Origin of the sequence: Micromonospora sp. NPDC047740, from assembly GCF_043204735.1 — a bacterium.
Lineage (GTDB): Bacteria > Actinomycetota > Actinomycetes > Mycobacteriales > Micromonosporaceae > Micromonospora.
The window spans coordinates 23,985-45,567 of record NZ_JBIDCT010000034.1 but is presented as its reverse complement, the minus strand read 5'-3'; the positions used below and the strand labels follow the sequence as shown (position 1 = coordinate 45,567).

General features: G+C 72.4%; 20 protein-coding genes. 5 read left to right on the top strand and 15 right to left on the bottom strand.

What is annotated here, in order from left to right; genetic code table 11:
* Positions 1 to 137 precede the first annotated feature (137 nt).
* Positions 138 to 3,671, bottom strand: a complete 3,534-nt coding sequence (gene dnaE, locus ACGF4F_RS35955; RefSeq protein WP_357446056.1) for a DNA polymerase III subunit alpha — start codon at positions 3,669 to 3,671, stop codon at positions 138 to 140.
* A 184-nt stretch (positions 3,672 to 3,855) separates the two neighbouring features.
* Between dnaE and ACGF4F_RS35950 the strand changes: the two genes are divergently transcribed.
* Together ACGF4F_RS35950 and ACGF4F_RS35945 are read left to right on the top strand one after the other, a co-directional pair.
* Entirely contained in the window at positions 3,856 to 4,197 is a 342-nt protein-coding gene (locus ACGF4F_RS35950) for a PadR family transcriptional regulator (protein WP_073839467.1), read from the top strand.
* Complete coding sequence (locus ACGF4F_RS35945; RefSeq protein ID WP_393084771.1) at positions 4,194 to 5,138, top strand: permease prefix domain 1-containing protein; 945 nt, start codon at positions 4,194 to 4,196, stop codon at positions 5,136 to 5,138. The genes ACGF4F_RS35950 and ACGF4F_RS35945 overlap by 4 nt, the downstream gene beginning before the upstream one ends.
* Positions 5,139 to 5,190: 52 nt before the next feature.
* On the opposite strand, the gene ACGF4F_RS35940 is transcribed toward ACGF4F_RS35945, so the two are convergent.
* The gene (locus tag ACGF4F_RS35940; protein ID WP_357446062.1) at positions 5,191 to 5,760 is read right to left on the bottom strand and encodes a GNAT family protein; all 570 of its coding nucleotides are present in this window, start codon (positions 5,758 to 5,760) and stop codon (positions 5,191 to 5,193) included.
* 63 nt (positions 5,761 to 5,823) lie between these two features.
* Between ACGF4F_RS35940 and ACGF4F_RS35935 the strand changes: the two genes are divergently transcribed.
* Positions 5,824 to 6,822, top strand: a complete 999-nt coding sequence (locus tag ACGF4F_RS35935; RefSeq protein WP_357446065.1) for a hypothetical protein — start codon at positions 5,824 to 5,826, stop codon at positions 6,820 to 6,822.
* An 80-nt stretch (positions 6,823 to 6,902) separates the two neighbouring features.
* Here the strand turns inward: ACGF4F_RS35935 and ACGF4F_RS35930 are convergent, their stop codons facing one another.
* The 9 genes from ACGF4F_RS35930 to pgsA form a co-directional block, all read right to left on the bottom strand.
* On the bottom strand, positions 6,903 to 7,298 hold the full coding sequence (locus tag ACGF4F_RS35930) for a PIN domain-containing protein (RefSeq protein WP_357446068.1): 396 nt from the start codon (positions 7,296 to 7,298) through the stop codon (positions 6,903 to 6,905).
* Entirely contained in the window at positions 7,295 to 7,507 is a 213-nt protein-coding gene (locus ACGF4F_RS35925) for a type II toxin-antitoxin system VapB family antitoxin (RefSeq protein ID WP_073839675.1), read from the bottom strand. The genes ACGF4F_RS35930 and ACGF4F_RS35925 overlap by 4 nt, the downstream gene beginning before the upstream one ends.
* Positions 7,508 to 7,629: 122 nt before the next feature.
* Positions 7,630 to 8,379, bottom strand: coding sequence for a YebC/PmpR family DNA-binding transcriptional regulator (locus tag ACGF4F_RS35920; protein WP_073839471.1), 750 nt, complete (start codon positions 8,377 to 8,379; stop codon positions 7,630 to 7,632).
* 286 nt (positions 8,380 to 8,665) lie between these two features.
* Positions 8,666 to 9,274, bottom strand: coding sequence for a pyridoxal 5'-phosphate synthase glutaminase subunit PdxT (pdxT, locus tag ACGF4F_RS35915; RefSeq protein WP_357446072.1), 609 nt, complete (start codon positions 9,272 to 9,274; stop codon positions 8,666 to 8,668).
* Between the two features lie 86 nt (positions 9,275 to 9,360).
* The gene (gene pdxS / locus ACGF4F_RS35910) at positions 9,361 to 10,278 is read right to left on the bottom strand and encodes a pyridoxal 5'-phosphate synthase lyase subunit PdxS (protein WP_357446075.1); all 918 of its coding nucleotides are present in this window, start codon (positions 10,276 to 10,278) and stop codon (positions 9,361 to 9,363) included.
* A 150-nt stretch (positions 10,279 to 10,428) separates the two neighbouring features.
* Entirely contained in the window at positions 10,429 to 10,923 is a 495-nt protein-coding gene (locus tag ACGF4F_RS35905; protein WP_393084765.1) for a hypothetical protein, read from the bottom strand.
* Positions 10,924 to 11,014: 91 nt separating this feature from the next.
* Positions 11,015 to 12,175, bottom strand: a complete 1,161-nt coding sequence (locus ACGF4F_RS35900) for a glycosyltransferase family 4 protein (RefSeq protein WP_357446081.1) — start codon at positions 12,173 to 12,175, stop codon at positions 11,015 to 11,017.
* A gap of 14 nt (positions 12,176 to 12,189) precedes the next feature.
* Entirely contained in the window at positions 12,190 to 13,131 is a 942-nt protein-coding gene (locus ACGF4F_RS35895) for a phosphatidylinositol mannoside acyltransferase (protein ID WP_357446084.1), read from the bottom strand.
* Complete coding sequence (gene pgsA, locus ACGF4F_RS35890) at positions 13,128 to 13,748, bottom strand: phosphatidylinositol phosphate synthase (protein ID WP_073839476.1); 621 nt, start codon at positions 13,746 to 13,748, stop codon at positions 13,128 to 13,130. The genes ACGF4F_RS35895 and pgsA overlap by 4 nt, the downstream gene beginning before the upstream one ends.
* Positions 13,749 to 14,000: 252 nt before the next feature.
* Between pgsA and ACGF4F_RS35885 the strand changes: the two genes are divergently transcribed.
* Positions 14,001 to 16,163, top strand: coding sequence for an elongation factor G-like protein EF-G2 (locus ACGF4F_RS35885; RefSeq protein ID WP_357446088.1), 2,163 nt, complete (start codon positions 14,001 to 14,003; stop codon positions 16,161 to 16,163).
* Positions 16,164 to 16,353: 190 nt separating this feature from the next.
* Here the strand turns inward: ACGF4F_RS35885 and ACGF4F_RS35880 are convergent, their stop codons facing one another.
* Positions 16,354 to 16,986, bottom strand: a complete 633-nt coding sequence (locus tag ACGF4F_RS35880) for a hypothetical protein (protein ID WP_357446091.1) — start codon at positions 16,984 to 16,986, stop codon at positions 16,354 to 16,356.
* A gap of 82 nt (positions 16,987 to 17,068) precedes the next feature.
* Here ACGF4F_RS35880 and ACGF4F_RS35875 point away from each other — a divergent pair, with 82 nt between their 5' ends.
* Positions 17,069 to 17,599 (top strand): hypothetical protein, encoded by a 531-nt coding sequence (locus ACGF4F_RS35875; RefSeq protein WP_393084760.1) that lies wholly within the window; start codon positions 17,069 to 17,071, stop codon positions 17,597 to 17,599.
* 75 nt (positions 17,600 to 17,674) lie between these two features.
* Here the strand turns inward: ACGF4F_RS35875 and ACGF4F_RS35870 are convergent, their stop codons facing one another.
* From ACGF4F_RS35870 to ACGF4F_RS35860, 3 genes are all read right to left on the bottom strand, one after another.
* Positions 17,675 to 18,232, bottom strand: a complete 558-nt coding sequence (locus ACGF4F_RS35870) for an HIT domain-containing protein (protein WP_073839480.1) — start codon at positions 18,230 to 18,232, stop codon at positions 17,675 to 17,677.
* A 146-nt stretch (positions 18,233 to 18,378) separates the two neighbouring features.
* Entirely contained in the window at positions 18,379 to 20,385 is a 2,007-nt protein-coding gene (gene thrS, locus ACGF4F_RS35865; RefSeq protein ID WP_357446098.1) for a threonine--tRNA ligase, read from the bottom strand.
* Between the two features lie 228 nt (positions 20,386 to 20,613).
* On the bottom strand, positions 20,614 to 21,543 hold the full coding sequence (locus ACGF4F_RS35860; protein WP_357446101.1) for an ADP-ribosylglycohydrolase family protein: 930 nt from the start codon (positions 21,541 to 21,543) through the stop codon (positions 20,614 to 20,616).
* Between the last annotated feature and the right edge of the window lie 40 nt (positions 21,544 to 21,583).

The following is a 21,583-nucleotide window of genomic DNA, read 5'->3' as shown; positions in this document are numbered from 1 at the left end:
CCGCCTCCCGAGTAGGCGCCCGGTCGGTGCAGGCCAGCAGCCCGGCCGACAGAACCAGGACCGGGACGGCAGCCAACAACTGTCGACGGGACACTCCACGACGATAACGGACAAAAGCTATCGAGCTGCCGGGAACGTCAGCTGACGTTGGCCGGGCCGAGGACGCTCTTCAGGTCGCCCATCAACGCGGTGGTGGCCGCCACCCGGAACGGCCCGAGGCGCAGCGTGGTGATCTTGCCGCCGTTGAGCAGCTTGACGTGCACCTCGGTGTCACCGGGGTGCAGCACCAGCGTCTCCTTGAGCTTCTCCACCAGCGGCGGCGTGCAGCGGTGCACCGGGATGGTCAGCGTGACCGGCTTGTTCGCCGGGTTGCTGCTGATGTCGGGCATGGACATGTCCATCGCCATGATCCGGGGCGTGTCGTCCCGGCGGTCCACCCGCCCCTTGACCACCACGATCGCGTCCTCGGCGATGTACTGGCCGATCACCTCGTAGGTGTTGGGGAAGAACAGCGTCTCGACGCCACCGGCCAGGTCCTCCAGCGTGGCGGAGGCCCAGGCCCGGCCCTGCTTGGTGACCCGGCGCTGCACGCCGGAGAGGATCCCGGCCAGGGTCACCACCGCCCCGTCGGGCACGGTCCCCTCCTCGGAGAGCGCGGCGATGGTGCAGTCGGCCGCCGCGCCGAGCACGTGCTCCAGGCCGAACAGCGGGTGGTCGGAGACGTAGAGGCCGAGCATCTCGCGTTCGAAGGCGAGCTTGTCCCGCTTGTCCCACTCCCCCTCGCCGATGGTCGGCATCACCGTGGTGCTGCTGCCGGCGTCCGCGTCGCCGAAGCCGGCGCCGAAGAGGTCGTACTGGCCGACCGCCTCCTTGCGCTTGACGTCGGCGTACGCGTCGATGGCGTCGGCGTGCACGGCGAGCAGGCCCTTGCGGGGGTGGCCGAGCGAGTCGAACGCCCCGGCCTTGATCAGCGATTCGATGGTCTTCTTGTTGCAGACCACCGCGTCCACCTTCGACAGGAAGTCGTAGAAGTCGGCGTAGGCGTCCTTCTCCTCGCGGCACCGCATGATCGAGGTGACCACGTTCGCGCCGACATTGCGGATGGCGGCCAGGCCGAAGCGGATGTCCTTGCCGACCGGGGTGAACGGCCCGGCCGAGGTGTTCACGTCGGGCGGCAGCACCTGGATGCCCATCCGCCGGCACTCGGACAGGTAGAGCGCCATCTTGTCCTTGTCGTCGCCGACGGAGGTGAGCAGCGCCGCCATGTACTCGGCCGGGTAGTGCGCCTTGAGGTAGGCCGTCCAGTACGACACCAGGCCGTACGCGGCCGAGTGGGCCTTGTTGAAGGCATAGCCGGCGAACGGGACGAGCACGTCCCACACCGCCTGGATCGCCTCGTCGGAGTAGCCGCGCTCGCGGCAGCCGTCCCGGAACGGGATGAACTCCTTGTCGAGGATCTCCTTCTTCTTCTTACCCATCGCCCGGCGCAGCAGGTCGGCCTGGCCGAGGCTGTAGCCGGCGAGGATCTGCGCGGCGCGCTGTACCTGCTCCTGATAGACGATCAGGCCGTAGGTGGGGGCGAGGATCTCCCGCAGCGGCTCCGCCAGCTCCGGGTGGATCGGCGTGATCTCCTGGAGGTTGTTCTTGCGCAGCGCGTAGTTGGTGTGCGAGTCCACGCCCATCGGACCGGGCCGGTAGAGCGCGAGGACGGCGGAGATGTCCTCGAAGTTGTCCGGCTTCATCAGGCGCAGCAGCGAACGCATCGGCCCGCCGTCGAGCTGGAACACGCCCAGGGTGTCACCGCGGGCGAGCAGCTCGTAGGCGGCCTTGTCGTCCAGCGGCAGGGCCAGCAGGTCCAGCTCCTTGCCGTGGTTGAGCTGGATGTTCTTGACCGCATCGTCGATGATCGTGAGGTTGCGCAGGCCGAGGAAGTCCATCTTCAACAGCCCGAGCGACTCGCACGTCGGGTAGTCGAACTGGGTGATGATGGCCCCGTCGGCGTCCCGCCGCATCAGCGGGATGTGCTCGATGATCGGCTCGGCGGACATGATGACGCCGGCGGCGTGCACGCCGGTCTGCCGGATCAGCCCCTCGATGCCCTTCGCGGTCTCGATGACCTTCTTGACGTCCGGGTCGGACTCGTAGAGGCCGCGGATCTCGCCCGCCTCGGCGTAGCGCGGGTGCTTCGGGTCGAAGATGCCCGACAGCGGGATGTCCTTGCCCATCACCGCCGGGGGCATCGCCTTGGTGATCCGGTCGCCCACCGCGTACGGGTAGCCGAGCACCCGGGCCGAGTCCTTGATCGCGGCCTTCGCCTTGATCGTGCCGAAGGTGGCGATCTGCGCGACCTTGTCCTCACCCCACTTGTCGGTGACGTAGCGGATCACCTCACCGCGCCGACGCTCGTCGAAGTCGATGTCGACATCGGGCATCGAGACGCGCTCGGGGTTGAGGAACCGCTCGAAGATCAGGCCGTGCGGGATCGGGTCCAGGTCGGTGATGCCCAGGGCGTACGCGACCAGCGAGCCGGCGGCCGAGCCACGGCCCGGACCGACGGCGATGCCCTGGCTCTTGGCCCACTGGATGAAGTCGGCGACCACGAGGAAGTACGACGGGAAGCCCATCTGCACGATGACGCCCAGTTCGTACTCGGCCTGGGCGACGTGCCCCTCCGGGATGCCGTTCGGGAAGCGGCGCTCCAGCCCCCTGAACGTCTCCTTGCGGAACCAGGACTCCTCGGTCTCCCCCTCGGGGATCGGGAACCGCGGCATCAGGTTGTGGAACTCGAACATCCCGGCCGGGTCGACCTTCTCGGCGACCAGCAGGGTGTTGCGGCAGCCCTGCTGCCACAGCTCGGACGAGTCGACCGCGCGCATCTGGTCGGCGGACTTGACGAAGTAGCCGCCGCCCTCGAAGCGGAACCGGTTGGGGTCGGCGATGTTGCTGCCGGTCTGTACGCAGAGCAGCACGTCGTGCGCCTCGGCCTGCGCCTCGTGGGTGTAGTGCGAGTCGTTGGTGACCACCGGCGGGATGTCGAGCTTGTGGGCGATCTCGACGAGGCCGTCGCGGACCCGGCGCTCGATCTCGAGGCCGTGGTCCATGATCTCCAGGAAGTAGTTCTCCTTGCCGAAGATGTCCTGGTATGCGGCGGCGACCTTGAGCGCCTCGTCGAACTGACCGAGCCGCAGCCGGGTCTGCACCGCGCCGGACGGGCAGCCGGTGGTCGCCATGATGCCCTCGGCATGCTCGGCGATCAACTCCATGTCCATCCGGGGCCACTTGACGTAGTGGCCCTCCATCGAGGCGCGGGAGTTGAGCGTGAAGAGGTTGTGCAGCCCAGTCTTGTTCGCCGCCCACATGGTCATGTGGGTGATCGCGCCGTTACCCGAGACGTCGTCGCTCTTCTGTTCCGGCCGGCCCCACTTGACCCGCTGCTTGTGAAAGCGCGACTCCGGCGCCACGTACGCCTCGACGCCGAGGATGGGCTTGACGCCGGCCGCCGTCGCCTGCTTGTAGAAGTCGTTCGCGCCGTGCATGTTGCCGTGGTCGGTGATCGCCACCGCCGGCATGCCCAGCCGGGCCGCCTCGGCGAAGAGGTCCTTGAGCCGGGCCGCCCCGTCGAGCATCGAGTACTCAGTGTGCACGTGCAGATGCGCGAACGAATCGCCCATGCGTGGCGCCCCCCGGGGTGTGGATCAAGGCTGCGTCGGAGTCGACCGACTCACCCTACCCAGGTCGCCTGACCGGCTCCACCGTCCGCGCCGAGGGTGTTCCGGGTCTCTCATCCGATGCCCGTGTGCCGCACGATGCTGTACGGGGTTGGAATAGTGTGCGGCACACAGTATCGTGTGCCGCATGGTGAGCGACGAGGTCCTCCGGACCCATCTCCAGGAGCTGCGGCGCGGCACGGTCGTGGTGGCGAGCCTGGTCGCCCTGCGCCGGCCCGACTACGGCTACGCGCTGCTGCAACGGCTGGGCGAGCACGGCTTCCCGGTCGACGCCAACACGCTTTATCCCCTGCTCCGGCGACTGGAGGAGCAGGGGCTGCTGACCAGCGAGTGGAACACCGAGGAGAGCCGGCCGCGCAAGTTCTACCGCACCAGCGCCGACGGCGAGGTCGTGCTGGACCGCCTGCTGGACGACCTGACCGCCGTGCAGACCTCCGTCGCCGGCCTGATCGAAGGAGTGGACCGATGAGTTCCCTGACCGACCGGTACGTCACCGCCACCCTGCGTACGGTGCCGGCACCCCGTCGCGCGGAGATCGCCTCCGAGTTGCGGGCGTCCATCGCGGACATGATCGACGGCCGGACCGACGCCGGGCAGGACGCCGACACCGCCGAGCGGGAGGTGCTCACCGAGCTCGGCAACCCCGACCAGCTCGCGGCCCGCTACGCCGACCGGCGGCTGCAGCTCATCGGCCCGCGCTACTACCTGGTCTGGTGGCGGCTGCTGCGGACGCTGCTCACCTACATTCCCGCCATCGCGGGCGTCGCGACCGGCGTGGTGAGGGCGACGGTCGACGGCGAGCCCGGCGCGGCGATCGGCGCCGGGGTGGTCGGCGCGATGCAGACGGCGGTGCAGATCGCATTCTGGCTCACCCTCGTCTTCGCCGTGCTCGAACGCACCAACACGCCGCTGAACCTGCCCGAGTGGAGCGTCGACCAGCTGCCCGAGGCGCCGAACGAGCGGCAGGTGCCGCTCGTCGACACCTGCGCCTCGATCGTGTTCCTGCTGTTCGCCATCGCGTTCTTCCCCTGGCAGCACTTCCAGCCCTGGATCTCGGGTGACGGCTCCCGACTGCCGATGATCGACCCGGCGCTGTGGAGCTTCTGGCTGCCCGTGCTGCTGGCGGTACTGGTCGCCGACATCGGCTTGGAGGTCGCGAAGTACCGATCGGGGCGGTGGACCTGGCCGCTGGTCGCGGTCAAGACGGTGCTCGATCTCGCGTTCGCCGTGCCGCTCACCTGGCTGCTGCTCACCGACCGGCTGCTCAACCCGGAGCTGGTCCAGCGGTTCGAGTGGCTGCGTGAGGGCGGCACGCAGGACCTGGCGCGGGCGACCGTCCTGCTCACCGCCGTCATCGTCGTCCTGGGCTTCATCGACAGCGCCGTCAAGGCGCGGCGGCACGCCGCCTGAAGCGGTCTCGGCCCGGCGCGCACGGGGGCGCCGGGCCGAGCCGTGTTCCCGGTCAGGTGGCGGTCGGGCGGGCCCGCCACTCCCGGCCCAGCATGGCGTAGACCATCTCGTCGGTCCACTCGCCCTTGACGAACTCGTTCTCCCGCAGGTGCGCCTCGCGGCGCATGCCGAGCCGTTCCAGCACCCGCGCCGAGGCGGTGTTCCGGGCGTCGAGCCGGCCGACGATCCGGTGCAGGCCGAGGCCCTCGAAGCCGAGCCGCAGCATCTCCCGGCCCGCCTCGGTGACGTACCCCCGGCCGGTGTGGTCCGGGTGCAGCACGTACCCGATCTCGCCCTGCTGGTGCTCGCCGCTGGTCCAGGTCAGCAGCACGTCGCCGACCAGCTCGCCGGTCGCCGGCAGCACCATCGCCAGGTTCAACACGTCGCCCGGTGCGCGCACCGCGGTGCGCCCCCGCAGGCGCTCGATCGCCGCCGCGGCGGCGGCCTCGTCGTACGGCTCGTGGTAGAGGTAGCGGGTGACCTCCGGCCGGGAGCGGTAGGCGGTCAGGGCGGCGAGGTCGTCGACGGTGAACGCGCGCAGCACGAGCCGGTCGGTGCGCAGCGGCAGGTCGGGGACGAGCATCCGGGAAGGGTACGGGCACGACCGGCGACCGGTCAGCCGAGTTTCGTATCGATAGGAGTGGCCATGCGGATCCGGGGCATCGTCTACGACACGGGCGTCGAACTGCTGCCCGGCCGGCCGTCCCGGCCGGACTTCGACCCCGACCAGGTCCGCGCCGACCTGCGGGTGATCGCCACCGAGCTGCACGCCACCGCGGTACGACTCGTCGGGGAGAACCTGGACCGGCTGCGCCTGGCGGCCGAGGCCGCCGCCGAGGCGGGGCTGGCGGTCTGGCTCTCCCCCGCGCTGCCGGACGCCACGTCGGCCGCCGCCCGCCTCCAACTCGGCAGCTGCGCCGACATCGGGGAGCGGCTGCGCGCCCGGGGCGCCGAGGTGGTGCTGGTGGCCGGCTGGGAGGCGACCCTGTTCCTGCGCGGCATGGTCGCCGGGGCCACCACCACCGACCGGATGGCCACCATGAGCAGCCCGGGCCGGCTGCTGTGGAGCACCGTGCGCCACGGCGCGTTCCCATGGGCGCTCAACCGGCACCTGCGCCGGGCCGCCGCCACGGCGCGGTCCCGATTCCAGGGTCCGGTGGCGTACGCCGCGCTCGGTTTCGAGAGGGTCGACTGGCGGCCCTTCGACCTCGTCGGGGTGGACCACTACCGCAGCGGGGAGTCGCCGGAGGCGTGGGCGGCGGCGATCGGGCGGTGGCGCCGGCCCGGCAAGCCGGTGGTGCTCACCGAGCTGGGCTGTGCCACGTACGCGGGCGCCGCGGCCCGGGGCGCGCTCGCCTGGACGGTGGTCGACCGGGACGCGGATCCGCCCCGGCTGCGCGAGCCGGTGGTCCGGGACGAAGGGGCGCAGGCCGACGAAATCGGCCGGCTGCTGGACGCGGCCGACGCGGCCGGGGTGGCGGGCGCCTTCGTCTTCACCTACGCGTCGTTCAGCTATCCGCACCGGCCCGAGCCGGAGCTCGACCTGGACACCGCCGGCTACGGCCTGGTCGCGGTGCTGCCCGACGGCTCCGTGCGCCGCAAGGCCGCCTTCGACGCGGTGGCCCGCCGGTTCGCCGCCGGCTGACGGCCCGCGGTCGAGGCGGTGGCCGCGTCGGCGCGGTCTCGCGGTCCGTCACGAGCAATCCGATCACCAGCGGCGCAGGGTCAGCTGATCCGCTCCTGGCTCAGTTGCGGCACCAGCCTGGCCGCGGCCTCGAAGTCGGCGTCCTGATGAAGTACGACCAACTTCAGGCGGATGGCGGTGGCGATCACCAGGTGATCCGCGACGGACAGGCCCTGATGAGCGCTCTGGCTGGCGAGTTCCTGCCGCACCGCCCGCACGACCTGCCAGGCATCGTCGGGAACCGGAACCCATGGGTACAGGTCTCGCAGCCCCCGCTCAACCCGGTCGTAGGCCTTGGCGTCGGCGATAGTCAGGGTTTCCACGAGCACCGGGTCACAGATGGCGATCAGGCCACGGGCGGCGAGGTCGGACCAGCTCGAATCGACCTGACGACGGACCATGCGGACCAGAGCGCTCGTGTCGACCAGATACTTCACTGGTCGAGCTCGTTGAGCCGCTCGAAGTGGAAGCCCCCCTCGTCGGCGACCTCCTGAAGGTCGGCCAAGGCCCGCTGCCGGCGCTCGCGGCTGGACTCCACAGCCTGTCGGAGGGCCTCCGTCACCGTCTCCTTCTTGGTGGCGGTGCCGAGCGCAGCGGTCGCTTCCGCCAGAAGATCCTCATCGAGATCCAACAGAGTCTTGGCCATGAAATACACCTCCCGCACGATGATATATCCCGGAGGTACGTATATGCAGACCCGGCGGAGGCCATGATCTCGCGCCGGACGACGACGTCGCCCGGCGCAAACCGCACCCGGTCACCGCCGGCTCAGCCGACTGCCGCCATGACCTCGTCGGAGACGTCGAAGTTCGCGTACACGTTCTGCACGTCGTCGCAGTCCTCGAGGACGTCGATCAACTTGAAGATCTTGCGCGCGCCCTCCTCGTCCAGCGGCACGCTGACGCTGGGCACGAGGGAGGACTCGGCGGACTCGTACTCGATGCCGGCGTCCTGCAGGGCGGAGCGCACCGCGATCAGGTCGCCCGGCTCGGAGACCACCTCGTACGCCTCACCGAGGTCGTTGACCTCCTCGGCGCCGGCGTCCAGGACCGCCATCATCACGTCGTCCTCGGTGGTGCCCGCCTTGGGGACGATCACCACGCCCTTGCGGGAGAACAGATACGACACCGAGCCGGCGTCGGCGAACGAGCCGCCGTTGCGGGTCAGTGCGGTGCGCACCTCGGTGGCGGCGCGGTTGCGGTTGTCGGTGAGGCACTCGATGAGCAGCGCGACGCCGTTCGGGCCGTAGCCCTCGTACATGATCGTCTGGTAGTCGGCGCCGCCGGCCTCCAGGCCGGAGCCGCGCTTGACCGCGCGGTCGATGTTGTCGTTCGGGACCGAGTTCTTCTTCGCCTTCTGGATGGCGTCGTAGAGGGTCGGGTTGCCGGCCGGGTCACCGCCGCCGGTCCGGGCCGCCACCTCGACGTTCTTGATCAGCTTGGCGAACATCTTGCCGCGCTTGGCGTCGATGACGGCCTTCTTGTGCTTGGTGGTCGCCCACTTTGAGTGGCCAGACATCTCATACCTCCGTTTGATGATCCACGCCTGCGTCGACTTCCCGCGCCGAGTCCACGGTCAACCGGAACGGATGGTGCTGGCCGGGCGGCTCCGCGTGGACGGCTGCGGCGAGCGATGGCCCTGCCGAACCGCGGCAATCCTACCGAGACGGCGTCCCCGCATGTCACACCCGGCACCCGTGCCGGGGCGCGGCAGCTGGCCGGCGGGCCGGCCGGCCGTTGCCGGAGGACAGCAACCGCGGGCCGGTGAACCTGCCGGCGAGGGCAGGGAAGGGCTGCTCCCAGGCTCAGGCCGCGGCCCGGACCAGGTCCACGAAGTAGCGGTGCACCCGCAGGTCGCCAGTGAGTTCCGGGTGGAACGAGGTGGCCAGCAGATTGCCCTGCCGGACCGCGACGATCCGGTCGGCCGCCGGACCCTCGGTGACCCGGCCGAGCACCTCGACGCCCGCGCCGACCCGCTCGACCCACGGGGCCCGGATGAAGACGGCGTGGAACGGCTCGCCGTCGACCCCGTCGATCTCCACCGGCGCCTCGAACGAGTCGACCTGCCGGCCGAACGCGTTGCGCCGGACGGTCATCCCGATGCCCTGGAAGCCCCGCTGGTCGGGGCGGCCGTCCAGCACCTCGGCAGCCAGCATGATCATGCCGGCGCAGGACCCGTACACCGGCATGCCGGCGGCGATCCGCTTGTCGATCGGCTCGCGCAGCCCGAAGATGTCGGCGAGCTTGCTGATGGTGGTGGACTCGCCGCCCGGGATGACCAGCCCGTCGACGGCGTCCAGCTCGGCCGGACGGCGCACCGGGCGGGCGTGGGCGCCGGCCCCGGCCAGCGCGGCGAGGTGCTCCCGCACATCGCCCTGCAGGGCGAGCACCCCGATCACGGGTGTGTCGCTCATCGCGTCGTCGCTCCTTCGTCGTCGCGTCGTCGCGGACCGCCGGGCCCGCGGGTGCGGGGGCGGGCCGGCTGGCCCGCCCGCCGGGATCACCAGCCGCGCTCGGCCAGCCGGTGCGGCTGCGGGATCTCGTCGACGTTGATGCCCACCATCGCCTCGCCCAGGCCGCGGGAGACCTTGGCCAGCACGTCCGGGTCGTCGTGGAAGGTGGTGGCCTTCACGATCGCGGCGGCACGCTGGGCCGGGTTGCCCGACTTGAAGATGCCCGAGCCGACGAAGACGCCCTCGGCGCCGAGCTGCATCATCATGGCCGCGTCGGCCGGGGTGGCGATGCCACCCGCGGTGAACAGCACCACCGGCAGCTTGCCGGTCTCGGCGACCTCCTTGACCAGCTCGTACGGCGCCTGGAGTTCCTTGGCGGCGACGAACAGCTCATCGGCCGGCAGCGACTGGAGGCGGCGGATCTCCTTGCGGATCTTGCGCATGTGGGTGGTGGCGTTGGAGACGTCACCGGTGCCGGCCTCGCCCTTCGAACGGATCATGGCCGCGCCCTCGGTGATCCGCCGCAGCGCCTCGCCCAGGTTGGTCGCGCCGCAGACGAACGGGACGGTGAAGGCCCACTTGTCGATGTGGTTCTCGTAGTCGGCCGGGGTCAGCACCTCGGACTCGTCGACGTAGTCCACGCCGAGGGACTGCAGGACCTGTGCCTCGACGAAGTGGCCGATCCGGGCCTTGGCCATGACCGGGATCGAGACGGCGTTGATGATGCCGTCGATCATGTCCGGGTCACTCATCCGGGACACGCCGCCCTGGGCGCGGATGTCGGCGGGCACCCGCTCCAGCGCCATGACGGCGACCGCGCCGGCGTCCTCGGCGATCTTGGCCTGCTCGGGGGTGACCACGTCCATGATCACGCCGCCCTTGAGCATCTCGGCCATGCCCCGCTTGACGCGGGCGGTGCCGACGACGGAGGTGGCGTTGGTGTTCGGGGAGGTGGATTCGGGCACGGGTCATCGCTCCTTGGGCGTGCTCGGGGGGTGGCTGCGAAAAATGCTACGACGGGGTGAACGCCGATCCGACAGCCAATCAGACCCACGGTGGCCTGCTCTGTGGTCGCCGTCACGCCTGGTGGGCGCGGGGTGCGGGGACCGGGACGGTCAGCCCGTGGTGACGTCGGCCCGGGTGGTGACGGTGGGGTCGTCGATGTCGAAGTACTGCGGCCAGTCGTGCCGGCGCCCCATCCGCAACAGGCGTACCAGGGGGCGGCCGCGGGCCGCCCGGGCGTCCCGGACCAGGTCGGTGTGCACCTGCCGGGCCAGGGCCAGCCGCCGGCTGGCCGCGATCACCGCCTCGCCGGCCGGGTCGTCCGGGTCCAGCTCGACCGCGCGCAGCTGCCGGGTGAGGTCGTTCTCGGCGGCCTCCCGCTCCTCGGGTACGGCGTCCAGGGCGATCCGGGCGGCCGCGTACAGCTCCACGCCGTAGCGCCGCTCGGCCAGCACGGCGGCGGCGGCCGCGCGGCGCAGCAGGTGGGCGTCGAGCGCCCGGGTCGCGGACTCCGCGCGGGCCTGCAGCCGCTCGACCCGGCCGGCCGTCCAGATCAGGTACGCCGCGACGAGCCCGACGGCCAGGACCGTGCCCACCACCCACCACATGCCCGGCATCGTAGTGCTGCTCCGTTCCCGTCCGAACCGGCGCGGCCACCGGCCGACGCGCTCGTCACATCGACCCCACCGGCCACCGGGCTCAGCCCAGCCCCACCCACTCCTGGTCCATCACCCGGCCGTCGGTGGCCTCGATCGCCGCTGCGTATACCTCCACAACGCGGCGGGCAACCACGGGCCAGTCGAAGCTCGCCACAACCTGCTCGCCGCAGGCGGTCAGCGCCGCCCGCCGGTCCGCGTCGTCGAGCAGCCCCGCCACGGCGGTGCGCAGCGCCGCCGCGTCGCCGGTCGGGAACAGCTGCCCGGCCCGCCCGCCGTCCAGCACCCGGCGGAAGGCGTCGAGGTCGCTGGCCACCACGGTGGTGCCGGCGGCGAGCGCCTCGGTGAGGATCATCCCGAACGACTCCCCGCCGGTGTTCGGCGCCACGTAGAGGTGCAGACTGCGTAGCATGCGAGGTTTGTCCGCCTCGGAGACCCGGCCGAGGAAGCTGACCCGGTCCCGCAGTTCGGCCGGGAACTGCCCGTAAAGGTCGTCCGGGTCGCCCGGCCCGGCCACCAGCAGGCGCAGCCCGGGCCGGTGCGGGGCGAGCGCGACGAAGGCGTCCCGCAGGATCGGGAAGCCCTTGCGGGGCTCGGTGAACCGGCCCAGGAAACCGAGCGTCCCGCCGGTGCCCGGCCCACACTCCCCCGGCCAGCCGGGCAGCGGCTCGACGCCGGCGAACTTCGCCACCGCCACCCCGTTGGGGATCTCCACCGCGCCGCCGTCCATGTGCTCGACCTGCACCTTGCGGGCCAGGGCGCTGACCGCGATCCGGGCGGTGATCCGCTCCAGCAGGATCTGCAGCACCCCCTGGGCCGCCGAGAGCACCCGGGAGCGGGTCATCGCGGTGTGGAAGGTGGCCACCACCGGGCCGCGCGCGCAGAGCACGGCCAGCATCGACAGGCTGGGGGTCAGCGGCTCGTGCACGTGCAGCACGTCGAAGTCGCCCCGGGTGATCCAGCGCCGCACCCGCGCGGTGGAGACCGGGCCGAACGCGATCCGGGCCACCGAGCCGTTGTACGGCAGCGGCACCGCCCGGCCGGCCGGCACCACGTACGGCGGCAGCGGCGAGTCCTCGTCGGCCGGGGCCAGGACGCTCACCTCGTGCCCCAGCCCGATCAGCGCCTCGGCCAGGTCCATGACGTGGTTCTGCACCCCGCCGGGGACGTCGAAGGAGTACGGGCACACGATGCCGATCCGCATTTGCGCCCGCTCCCTCAGATGGTCCCGGCGCTGGCCGGCGGCGCTGCCGGGGCGCCCGTGCCGCCGTCGGTCGTCGCGCGCTGGTCCAGCCACATCCGCTGCAACATGTGCCAGTCTTCCGGATGCCGGGCGATGCCCGCCGCCAGACCGTCGGCAATCCGTTGGGTCAGCAGGCGGACCCGCTCGTCCAGCGGGCCGCTGTCCGGATCGGGCAGCTCCAACCGGGCCAGGGCTCCGCAGGCGATCTCCGGCTCGTACCACATCGACGTCACGTACAGCGGCGCCCCGGTCCGGATCGCCAGCAGGGCCGGGCCGGCCGGCATGCGGGTCCGGGCGCCGAAGAAGTCCACCTCCACCCCGCGGGCGGAGAGGTCCCGGTCGGCCAGCAGCGGCACCACCGCGCCCGCCCGCACCCGGTCCAGCAGCACGTCGAACGCCGGCCGGTCACCGCCCCGGGTGGGCAGGATCTCCATGCCGAGGCCCTGCCGGAAGGCCAGGAACCGCTCGTAGACGGCCTCCGGCTTGAGCCGCTCGGCCACCGTGGTGATCGGCCAGCCGGTGGCGGCCACCCAGGCGCCCGCGGCGTCCCAGTTGCCGGCGTGCGGCAGCGCGACCACCGCGCCCCGGCCGGACGCCACGTCGGCGCCGAGCATGTCCGCGCCCTCGAGGCGGAACCCGGCGAGGATCTCCTGGCGGCTCAGGGCGGGCAGCCGGAACGCGTCCATCCAGTACCGCGCGTACGACCGCAGACCGGCCCGGACCAGCTCGTCCAGCTCCGCCTCGCGCACCTCCGGGCCGACCACCCGGCGCAGGTTGGCGCGGAGTCGGGCCGTACCCCCGCCGCCCTTGCGGTGCGCGCGGTCGGCGCCCGCCCGGAAGGCGGCGGCGACCACCGGCCGGGGCAGCGCCCGGGCCACCCGCCAGCCGGCGACGAGACCCAGCTCGGTGAGGTTCACTCGTGGCCGACCTGCTGCGCCTGCCGGTACACGTGGACCATGCGCTGCCCGACCGTGAAGATCGAGACCGCAGCGAGCAGCCAGAGCGCGATCGGCAGCGCCGGTGTGACGCCAAGGCCGGTGAGCAGGCCGCCCACCCCGACGATCAGCAGCCGCTCGGTGCGCTCGGCGATGCCCACGTTGGCGGTCATGCCCAGGCCCTCGGCGCGGGCCTTGACGTACGACACCAGCCCCCCGGCGGCCAGGCAGAGCAGCGCCGCCGCCACCCCCGAGTAGTGGTGCTGGGTGGCCAGCCAGTACGCGACCGCGCCGAAGACCGCGCTGTCGGCAATCCGGTCCATGCTCGAGTCGAGGAAGGCGCCGAAGCGGGTGGAGCCGCCGCTCATCCGGGCCATCGTGCCGTCGAGCAGGTCGGTGAGCGCGAAGACCGTGACGATCAGCGCACCGGCGACAAGCTGACCGCGGGCGCCGAAGCCGAGCGCGCCGACGAGCACGCCGAGGGTGCCGGTCACGGTGACCGCGTTGGGGGACACGCCCGCGCGGAGCAGCCCGCGCGCGACCGGCTCCACGACGCGGGTCATGCCCGCCCGGGCCGTCACTTGGAAGATCTTCGCCATGGCGGTCCCACGATAACGGCCGACGGCCGCGCACGACACGGCTGGTCGTCCCGACCCGCCAGGCAGGCTTGTGCCGGGTCGGCATCGGGTGTGAGATCGAGCGAGGGAGGTGAGCCAGCTCACCGTCCCTCCGTCCGAGAACCCGTCGTCCAGGAGACCACCGGAGGATATCGCCGCGGTACCCGCTCGGGCCCGCTTCCCCGTCGCGCGCGGCGGTCGCCACCCACCACCGGCTGAGGGAGGTGCGCCGCGATGGCGCAGAAAAATCAGGAGAAGGGGGTCACCGGCGGCGCGCCGGTGGTGACCGAGCCCGGCAGGGTTCGCAACGTGGTGCTGGTCGGGCACTCGGGAACGGGCAAGACCACACTGGTCGAGGCCCTGCTCGCGGCCAGCGGCACGATCGGCCGGGCCGGCACAGTCACCGACGGCACCACGGTCTGCGACCACGATCCCGCCGCCGTACGCCAGCAGCGCTCGGTGAGCCTCTGCTGCGCCCCGCTGCTCCACCACGACGTCAAGGTCAACCTCCTGGACACCCCCGGGTACGCCGACTTCGTCGGCGAGCTGCGCGCGGGGCTGCGGGCCGCCGACGCCGCGCTGTTCGTGGTCTCCGCCGTCGACGGGATGGACGCCGCCACCGCCGCGCTCTGGGAGGAGTGCGCCGCGGTGGACATGCCCCGCGCCGTCGCGGTCAGCCGGCTGGACCACCCGCGCGCCGACTTCGACGAGGCGGTGGCGCTCTGCCAGCGCGTCTTCGGCGACAACGTGCTCCCCCTCTACCTGCCGATGCTCGGCGACGACGGCGTGTCGGTCGTCGGCCTGATGGGGCTGATCACCCGGCGGGTCTTCGACTACTCGAACGGGTCGCCGGCCACGGTGCGGGAGCCGGATCCGGAGCACCTGCCGGCCATCCAGGAGGCCCGCAACGAGCTGATCGAGGGGATCATCGCGGAGAGCGAGGACGAGACCCTGATGGACCGCTACCTCGGTGGCGAGGAGATCGACACCGAGGTGCTCATCACCGACCTGGAGACGGCGGTGGCCCGGGGGCACTTCTACCCGGTGGTGCCGGTCTGCGCGGAGACCGGGGTCGGCCTGGACGTGCTGCTCGACGGCCTGGTGGCGGCGTTCCCGTCGCCGCTAGAGCACGAACTGCCGGCGGTCACCGGGGTGGACGGCTCGCCGCGGCCGCCACTGGCCTGCGACCCGGACGGCCCGCTGGTCGCCGAGGTGGTCAAGACCACCGTCGACCGGCACGTCGGGCGGGTCTCCCTGGTCCGGGTCTTCTCCGGCACCCTCCGCCCCGACCAGGTGATCCACGTGTCGGGGCACGGCATGGCCGAGCGGGGCCACGCCGACCACGACGCCGACGAGCGGGTCGGCCACCTCTACAGCCCGCTCGGCGCGACGCTGCGCGAGGTGCCCGCCGCAGTCGCCGGGGACCTCTGCGCGATCACCAAGTCGGGCAGCGCGGAGACCGGCGACACCATCTCCGCCAAGGAGGAGCCGCTGCTCATCGCCCCGTGGGAGATGCCCGAGCCGCTGCTGCCGGTGGCGATCGTGGCGAAGAGCCGGGCCGACGAGGACGCCCTGGCCCGCAACCTGGCCCGGCTGGTGGCCGGCGACCCGACCCTGCGGCTGGAGCGCAATCCGGAGACCCACCAGCTGGTGCTCTGGTGCATGGGCGAGGCGCACGCCGACGTGGTGCTCGACCGGCTGCGCGCCGGCGGGGTGGAGCTGGAGACCGAACCGGTCCGGGTGGCGCTGCGCGAGACGTTCACCAGCGCCGCCCGGGGGCACGGGCGGCACGTCAAGCAGTCCGGCGGCCACGGCCAGTACGCCGTCTGCGACATCGAGGTGGAGCCGCTGCCCCGCGGCGGCGGCTTCGAGTTCGTGGACAAGGTGGTCGGCGGCGCGGTCCCGCACAACTACATCCCGTCGGTGGAGAAGGGCGTCCGGGCGCAGATGGAGCGCGGCCTGGTCGCCGGCTGTCCGGTGGTGGACCTGCGGGTGACCCTCTTCGACGGCAAGGCGCACAGCGTCGACTCCTCCGACGCCGCGTTCCAGACCGCCGGCGGCCTGGCCCTGCGTGACGCCGCCGAGAAGGGGCAGCCGACGCTGCTGGAGCCGGTCGACGAGGTGACCATCCGGGTACCCGACTCGTCGGTGGGCGCGGTGATGGGCGACCTCTCCGGCCGGCGCGGCCGGGTGCTGGGCACCGAACCGGACCCGGACGCCGAGGGGCGGACGCTGGTCCGCGCCGAGGTGCCCGCCACCGAGCTGCTCCGGTACGCGGTCGAGCTGCGCTCGATGACCGCCGGCACCGGCACCTTCCGGCGGGAGTTCGCCCGGTACGAGCCGATGCCCGCCCACCTCGCCGAGCAGGTCCGCAAGGAGCACACCGCCCGCTCCTGACCCCCGGGGTCGTCGGCACGCCGTGCGCGCACTTTCGCGGGAAGGGTGGCCTCCACAGCTCGGGAGGCCACCCTTCCCGGGAATCTGCGGCCATCCCGGCGGCGCGGCGAGGTGCGCGGGGTCCGTCAGGGCGGGCGGCGGGCACCGGGGGCGGAAACGCCACCGAGGGGTGCCCGGGCCCGGTGGACGGTCAGCGGGACACGGCGTAGGCCAGCACGAGCGGGGTGGCCTGCCCCGGCCAGGTGCCGGTCAGGCAGGCGTCGGAGGGGGCCTCACCGGGTACCGGCCGCCGGATGACGGCCAGCTCGACCGGGTCGGTCCGGATCAGCGTGGGGTCGCCGTCGACCACCTCCCGGGGCGCGCCGACCACCGGCGGTTCGCCCGCGCCGGCCCGGCCGCCGGTCACGGTCATGTTCGGCGGGCGGACCTCCCGGCGCCCGTCCGCCTCGAAGTACTCCTCCGCCGGCCCGACGCCGGTCAGGACGGCGGCGGCCAGGGCCGGCGGGTAGACCGGGTCGGCGCAGGCGTCGTACACCCAGCGCGGGCCCAGCACGGAGTGCTCGGTGGTGCCGACCAGCCAGGCGTCGGCACCGGGCAGTGGCGCACCCCGGTAGGTGAGCGGCGCCTGCAGGACGGGCCCGTCGCCGACCCGGACGAGCAGGGTCTCGATCCCGACCTCGCCGGCCGGGTCGTCAAAGCGGTAGGTCGCCACCCGGGTGACGTCGGCGCCCGCCGTACCCGCGAACCACGGGCGGCCGGGCAGCCAGGCGGCGAGCAGGTCGAGCTTCGACGGGCGCAGTTCCGCGCGGTGCAGCAATGCCATGCGGGAGATCGTACTGTCGAAGGGCGGCGCGCCGGCAGTTGCCAATCTTGGCGCCGAGGCACTACCGCGGCCTGGAGGAACCATGGGCACGGCGGCGGAACAGCTCCATCGGGCGACGGACGTACCACCGGCGCCCCGCTGGGTGGCACCCACCTTCGCGGTGCTGGCGCTGCTCACCCTGCCCTGGATCGGCTACCTGGCCCTGACGCTGCCCCGGCACGCCGTCATCGTGCATTACCGGGCCGCCTGGGTGGGCTTCGACCTGGGGCTGATGGTGATGCTGGCGTTGACCGCGGTACAGGCGTACCGGGGGCACCGGCAGGTCGCCCTGGCGGCCAGCGCCACCGCGACCATGCTGGTGGTGGACGCCTGGTTCGACGTCATCACCACCCCCGCCGGGCCGGACCTGGCGCTGTCGGTGCTGCTGGCCGCACTGGTCGAGCTGCCGCTGGCCGCGGTCTGCGTCTGGATCGCCCGGCACGGCGACCGGATGGTGGAGCGGCGGCTGCGCCAGCTCACCGTCCGCGCCGCGCTCGCCACCGACCGGGCCGAGGCGGCCGAGCGGACGGCCACCAGTGCGCGTCGCCGGACGCGCCGCGGCCGGACCCGCTGACGGCCGTTACCGACCGACTCCAGCCGCACCGGCACGCCGGCCGGACCCGCGCCCGTCGGCCCGCCGCGCTCCGGATCAGGCGGGCCAGGCCTTGGCGAGCAGGTCGCGGGTGTCGGCGAGCAACTGGGGCAGCACTTTCGTCCGGCCGATGACCGGCATGAAGTTCGCGTCCCCGCCCCACCGCGGCACCACGTGCTGGTGCAGGTGGGCGGCGATACCGGCACCAGCCACCCCGCCCTGGTTCAGGCCCAGGTTGAAGCCGTGCGCGTTGGAGACGTGGCGGACCACCCGCATGGCGTCCTTGGTGAACGCCGCCAGCTCGGCGGTCTCCGGCGCGTCCAACTCGGTGTAGTCGGCCACGTGCCGATAGGGGCAGACCAGCAGGTGCCCCGGGTTGTACGGGTAGAGATTGAGCACCACGAAGACGTGCTCGCCCCGGGCGACCACCAGGCTCTCGTCCGGCGGCAGGCCGGGGGCCAGGCAGAACGGGCAGCCGGCGGGCTTCTCGTAGCCGCCCTCGGGCCGGTCCTCGCCAGAGATGTAGGTCATCCGGTGCGGGGTCCAGAGCCGTTCCAGCCCATCCGCCAGACCATTGTCGGTGCCGTTCTCGAAGTGCCGATCCGCCCCAGTCACAGCGCCGATCCTACGGTCACCGCACCCCGATCAACCCGGGTGCCTGGTCGCCGGTGCCGGGCACCAGACGCGGCGAATGGCGGTGCCCCGGCATCGGGACTCCGCCATTCGCGGCACGTCACGCCCAGCCGCCGCCGGGCCGGCGATCAGCTCTCCGCCGACGGGCCGGAGTTGGTGCGGGAGTTGACCACGTCGAGCACGTGGGTCACCGCCTCGGCCATCGGCACACCGTTGCGCTGCGAGCCGTCCCGGTAGCGGAACGAGACCGTGCCGGCGGCCACGTCGTCGTCACCGGCGATCACCATGAACGGGATCTTCTGCTGCTGGGCGTTGCGGATCTTCTTCTGCATCCGGTCGGTGCCGGAGTCCACCTGGGCGCGGATCCCCTCCGCGCGCAGCGCGGCCACGAAGCCGTGCAGGTAGTCGGTGTGCTCGTCGCGGATCGGGATGCCGATCACCTGCACCGGCGCCAGCCAGGCCGGGAAGGCGCCCGCGTAGTGCTCGGTGAGCACACCGAAGAAGCGCTCGATCGAGCCGAAGAGGGCCCGGTGGATCATCACCGGCCGCTGCCGGCTGCCGTCCGCCGCCTGGTACTCCAGGCCGAACCGCTCCGGCTGGTTGAAGTCGACCTGGATGGTGGACATCTGCCAGGTGCGGCCGATCGCGTCCTTGGCCTGCACCGAGATCTTCGGGCCGTAGAAGGCCGCGCCGCCCGGGTCGGGCACCAGGTCCAGCCCAGAGGCCTCGGCGGCGCTGCGCAGGGCCTCCGTGGCCTCCGCCCAGTCCTCGTCCGAGCCGATGAACTTCGGCGAGTCGTCCCGGGTGGACAGCTCCAGGTAGAAGTCGTCCAGACCGTAGTCGCGCAGCAGGTCGAGCACGAACGTGAGCAGGGTGGTCAGCTCGCCCGGCATCTGCTCGCGAGTGCAGTAGATGTGCGAGTCGTCCTGGGTCAGGCCGCGGACCCGGGTCAGGCCGTGCACCACGCCGGACTTCTCGTACCGGTAGACCGTGCCGAACTCGAAGAGCCGCAGCGGCAGCTCCCGGTACGACCGCCCGCGCGCCCTGAAGATCAGGTTGTGCATCGGGCAGTTCATGGCCTTGAGGTAGTAGTCCGCGCCCTCCAGCTGCATGGGCGGGAACATCGTGTCGGCGTAGTAGGGCAGGTGACCGGAGGTCTCGAAGAGCTGCGCCTTGGTGATGTGCGGGCTGTTGACGAACTCGTACCCGGCCGCCTCGTGCCGGCGACGCGAGTAGTTCTCCAGCTCCCGCCGGATGATGCCGCCCTTCGGGTGGAAGACCGCCAGGCCCGAGCCGATCTCGTCGGGGAAGCTGAACAGGTCCAGGTCCGCGCCGAGCTTGCGGTGGTCGCGCCGGGCGGCCTCCTCCAGCAGCTTCAGGTACGCCTTGAGCTCGTCCCGGGTCGGCCACGCGGTGCCGTACACCCGCTGCAGCTGCGGGTTCTTCTCCGAGCCCCGCCAGTACGCGGCGGCCGAGCGCATCAGCTTGAACGCGCCGATCAGCCGGGTGTTCGGCAGGTGCGGGCCGCGGCACAGGTCCGACCAGCAGACCTTGTCCTCGGCGGCGGCGAGGTTGTCGTAGATGGTCAGCTCGCCGCCGCCCACCTCCATCACCTGCGAGGAGTCGAGCCCCTCCCCCTTGACGTCGATCAGCTCCAGCTTGAACGGCTCGTTGGCCAGCTCGGCCCGGGCCTCGTCCAGGCTGTTGAAGCGGCGCCGGCGGAACCGCTGCCCGGACTTGACGATCTCCTGCATCCGCTTCTCGAGCTTGGCCAGGTCGTCCGGCTGGAACGGCTTGTCGACCTGGAAGTCGTAGTAGAAGCCGTTCTCGATCGGCGGCCCGATGCCGAGCTTGGCCTCCGGGAAGACGTCCTGCACCGCCTGGGCGAGCACGTGCGCGGTCGAGTGGCGCAGCACGTTCAGCCCGTCCGGCGAGTCGAGGCTCACCGGCTCGACGGCGGTCTCCTCCGCCGGCTTCCAGTCCAGGTCACGCAGCACGCCCTGGGGGTCGCGGACCACCACGATCGCCTTCGGGCCCGTGGTGGGCAGCCCGGCCGCCGCCACCGCGTCGGCCGCCGTCGTCCCGGCGGCGACGACGACGGGGTCGGCCACGACGGGGGTACGGGGTGCGGACACGGTGACTCCTGTCGTCGATGGGTTCGAATGTGCCGGTTACCGGCCCCTGCGATGCTATCGGTCGCCCTTTCCGCACCGTCGGCGACGCCGCGCTGTCCCGATCCGTGGCCGGACGAGTTCGGCCCCCGCGTTGAACCTTTCGCCGCCGGGCGCGAAAGTGGGCGAACCCTGCGCGGGCGGATGGGCGCCAGGCGCGGATCTTGTGGCGCACGGTGGGTGCGGGTGAGGTCAGGTGTGGGCGGGGAGCCAGTCGGGCAGGGGTTCGCGGGCGGCGAGCCAGCCGTCCGGCACCCCGCCCGGCGTGCCGATCCCGGTGTACGCGGCGACCACCCCGCCGACGATCGCCGCCGTGGTGTCCACGTCCCCGCCCGCCTCGACGCAGACCCGGATCGCGGTCGGGTAGTCGCCGAGGTGGGTGGCGGCGACCCAGAGGGTGAACGGGACGGTGTCCTGCGCGGTGACCCGGGAGCCGTTGCCGAGCGCGTCGACCACTGCGGCGGCCGACTGGCCGAGCAGCTTGGCGGCCCGGCGTACGCCCCGGTGGACCTCGCCGGCCGGATCCAGGGCGCCGGCCACCGCATTGAGCAGCCGGGCCGGTTCGGGGCGGTCCCCGTCGAGCCGGGCCCGGGCGGCCAGCGAGGCGGCCACCGCCACCGCGACCGCCCCGGCGATCCCCTCCGGGTGGGCGTGCGTCACCTCGGCGGAGGCGCGGGCCTGGTCGGCGGCGCGGCGGATCGAGTCGGCGTACCAGGCGCCGAGCGGGGCGACCCGCATGGCGGCGCCGTTGCCGCAGGAGCCCTGCCCGTCGAACGCGGACGCGGCGGCCACCGGCCAGGGCGTACCGGTGCGGATCAGCCGCAGGATGGTCACCGCGCCCGGACCGTAGCCGCGGTACGGCTCGCAGTGCTCGGCGAAAGCGAGCGCCAGCCCGTCCGGGTCGATCCGCCCGGTACCGCCCAGCGCGGCCACCACGGAACAGGCCATCTCGGTGTCGTCGGTCCAGGACCACGGCGGCGCGGGCAGCCGGCCGGCGGCGAGGTCCGCCGGGTGCCGGCCGGGGACGAAGAACTGGGAGCCGAGGGCGTCGCCGACCGACAGGCCGGCGAGGGCGTCGCGGGCGAGCGCCAGGCGGGTGTCGGGGAAGAGGGTGAACGTCATCGTCGTCCCAGCTTGCCCGGTTCCCAGATGCGCCGCAACG

Coding starts and splice junctions, on each gene's coding strand:
- dnaE (WP_357446056.1), bottom strand. CDS start 3,671: ATGGGCGATTCGTTCGCGCATCTGCACGTGCACACTGAGTACTCGATG.
- ACGF4F_RS35950 (WP_073839467.1), top strand. CDS start 3,856: ATGGTGAGCGACGAGGTCCTCCGGACCCATCTCCAGGAGCTGCGGCGC.
- ACGF4F_RS35945 (WP_393084771.1), top strand. CDS start 4,194: ATGAGTTCCCTGACCGACCGGTACGTCACCGCCACCCTGCGTACGGTG.
- ACGF4F_RS35940 (WP_357446062.1), bottom strand. CDS start 5,760: ATGCTCGTCCCCGACCTGCCGCTGCGCACCGACCGGCTCGTGCTGCGC.
- ACGF4F_RS35935 (WP_357446065.1), top strand. CDS start 5,824: ATGCGGATCCGGGGCATCGTCTACGACACGGGCGTCGAACTGCTGCCC.
- ACGF4F_RS35925 (WP_073839675.1), bottom strand. CDS start 7,507: ATGGCCAAGACTCTGTTGGATCTCGATGAGGATCTTCTGGCGGAAGCG.
- ACGF4F_RS35920 (WP_073839471.1), bottom strand. CDS start 8,379: ATGTCTGGCCACTCAAAGTGGGCGACCACCAAGCACAAGAAGGCCGTC.
- pdxT (WP_357446072.1), bottom strand. CDS start 9,274: ATGAGCGACACACCCGTGATCGGGGTGCTCGCCCTGCAGGGCGATGTG.
- ACGF4F_RS35905 (WP_393084765.1), bottom strand. CDS start 10,923: ATGTGGTGGGTGGTGGGCACGGTCCTGGCCGTCGGGCTCGTCGCGGCG.
- ACGF4F_RS35900 (WP_357446081.1), bottom strand. CDS start 12,175: ATGCGGATCGGCATCGTGTGCCCGTACTCCTTCGACGTCCCCGGCGGG.
- pgsA (WP_073839476.1), bottom strand. CDS start 13,748: ATGGCGAAGATCTTCCAAGTGACGGCCCGGGCGGGCATGACCCGCGTC.
- ACGF4F_RS35885 (WP_357446088.1), top strand. CDS start 14,001: ATGGCGCAGAAAAATCAGGAGAAGGGGGTCACCGGCGGCGCGCCGGTG.
- ACGF4F_RS35880 (WP_357446091.1), bottom strand. CDS start 16,986: ATGGCATTGCTGCACCGCGCGGAACTGCGCCCGTCGAAGCTCGACCTG.
- ACGF4F_RS35875 (WP_393084760.1), top strand. CDS start 17,069: ATGGGCACGGCGGCGGAACAGCTCCATCGGGCGACGGACGTACCACCG.
- ACGF4F_RS35860 (WP_357446101.1), bottom strand. CDS start 21,543: ATGACGTTCACCCTCTTCCCCGACACCCGCCTGGCGCTCGCCCGCGAC.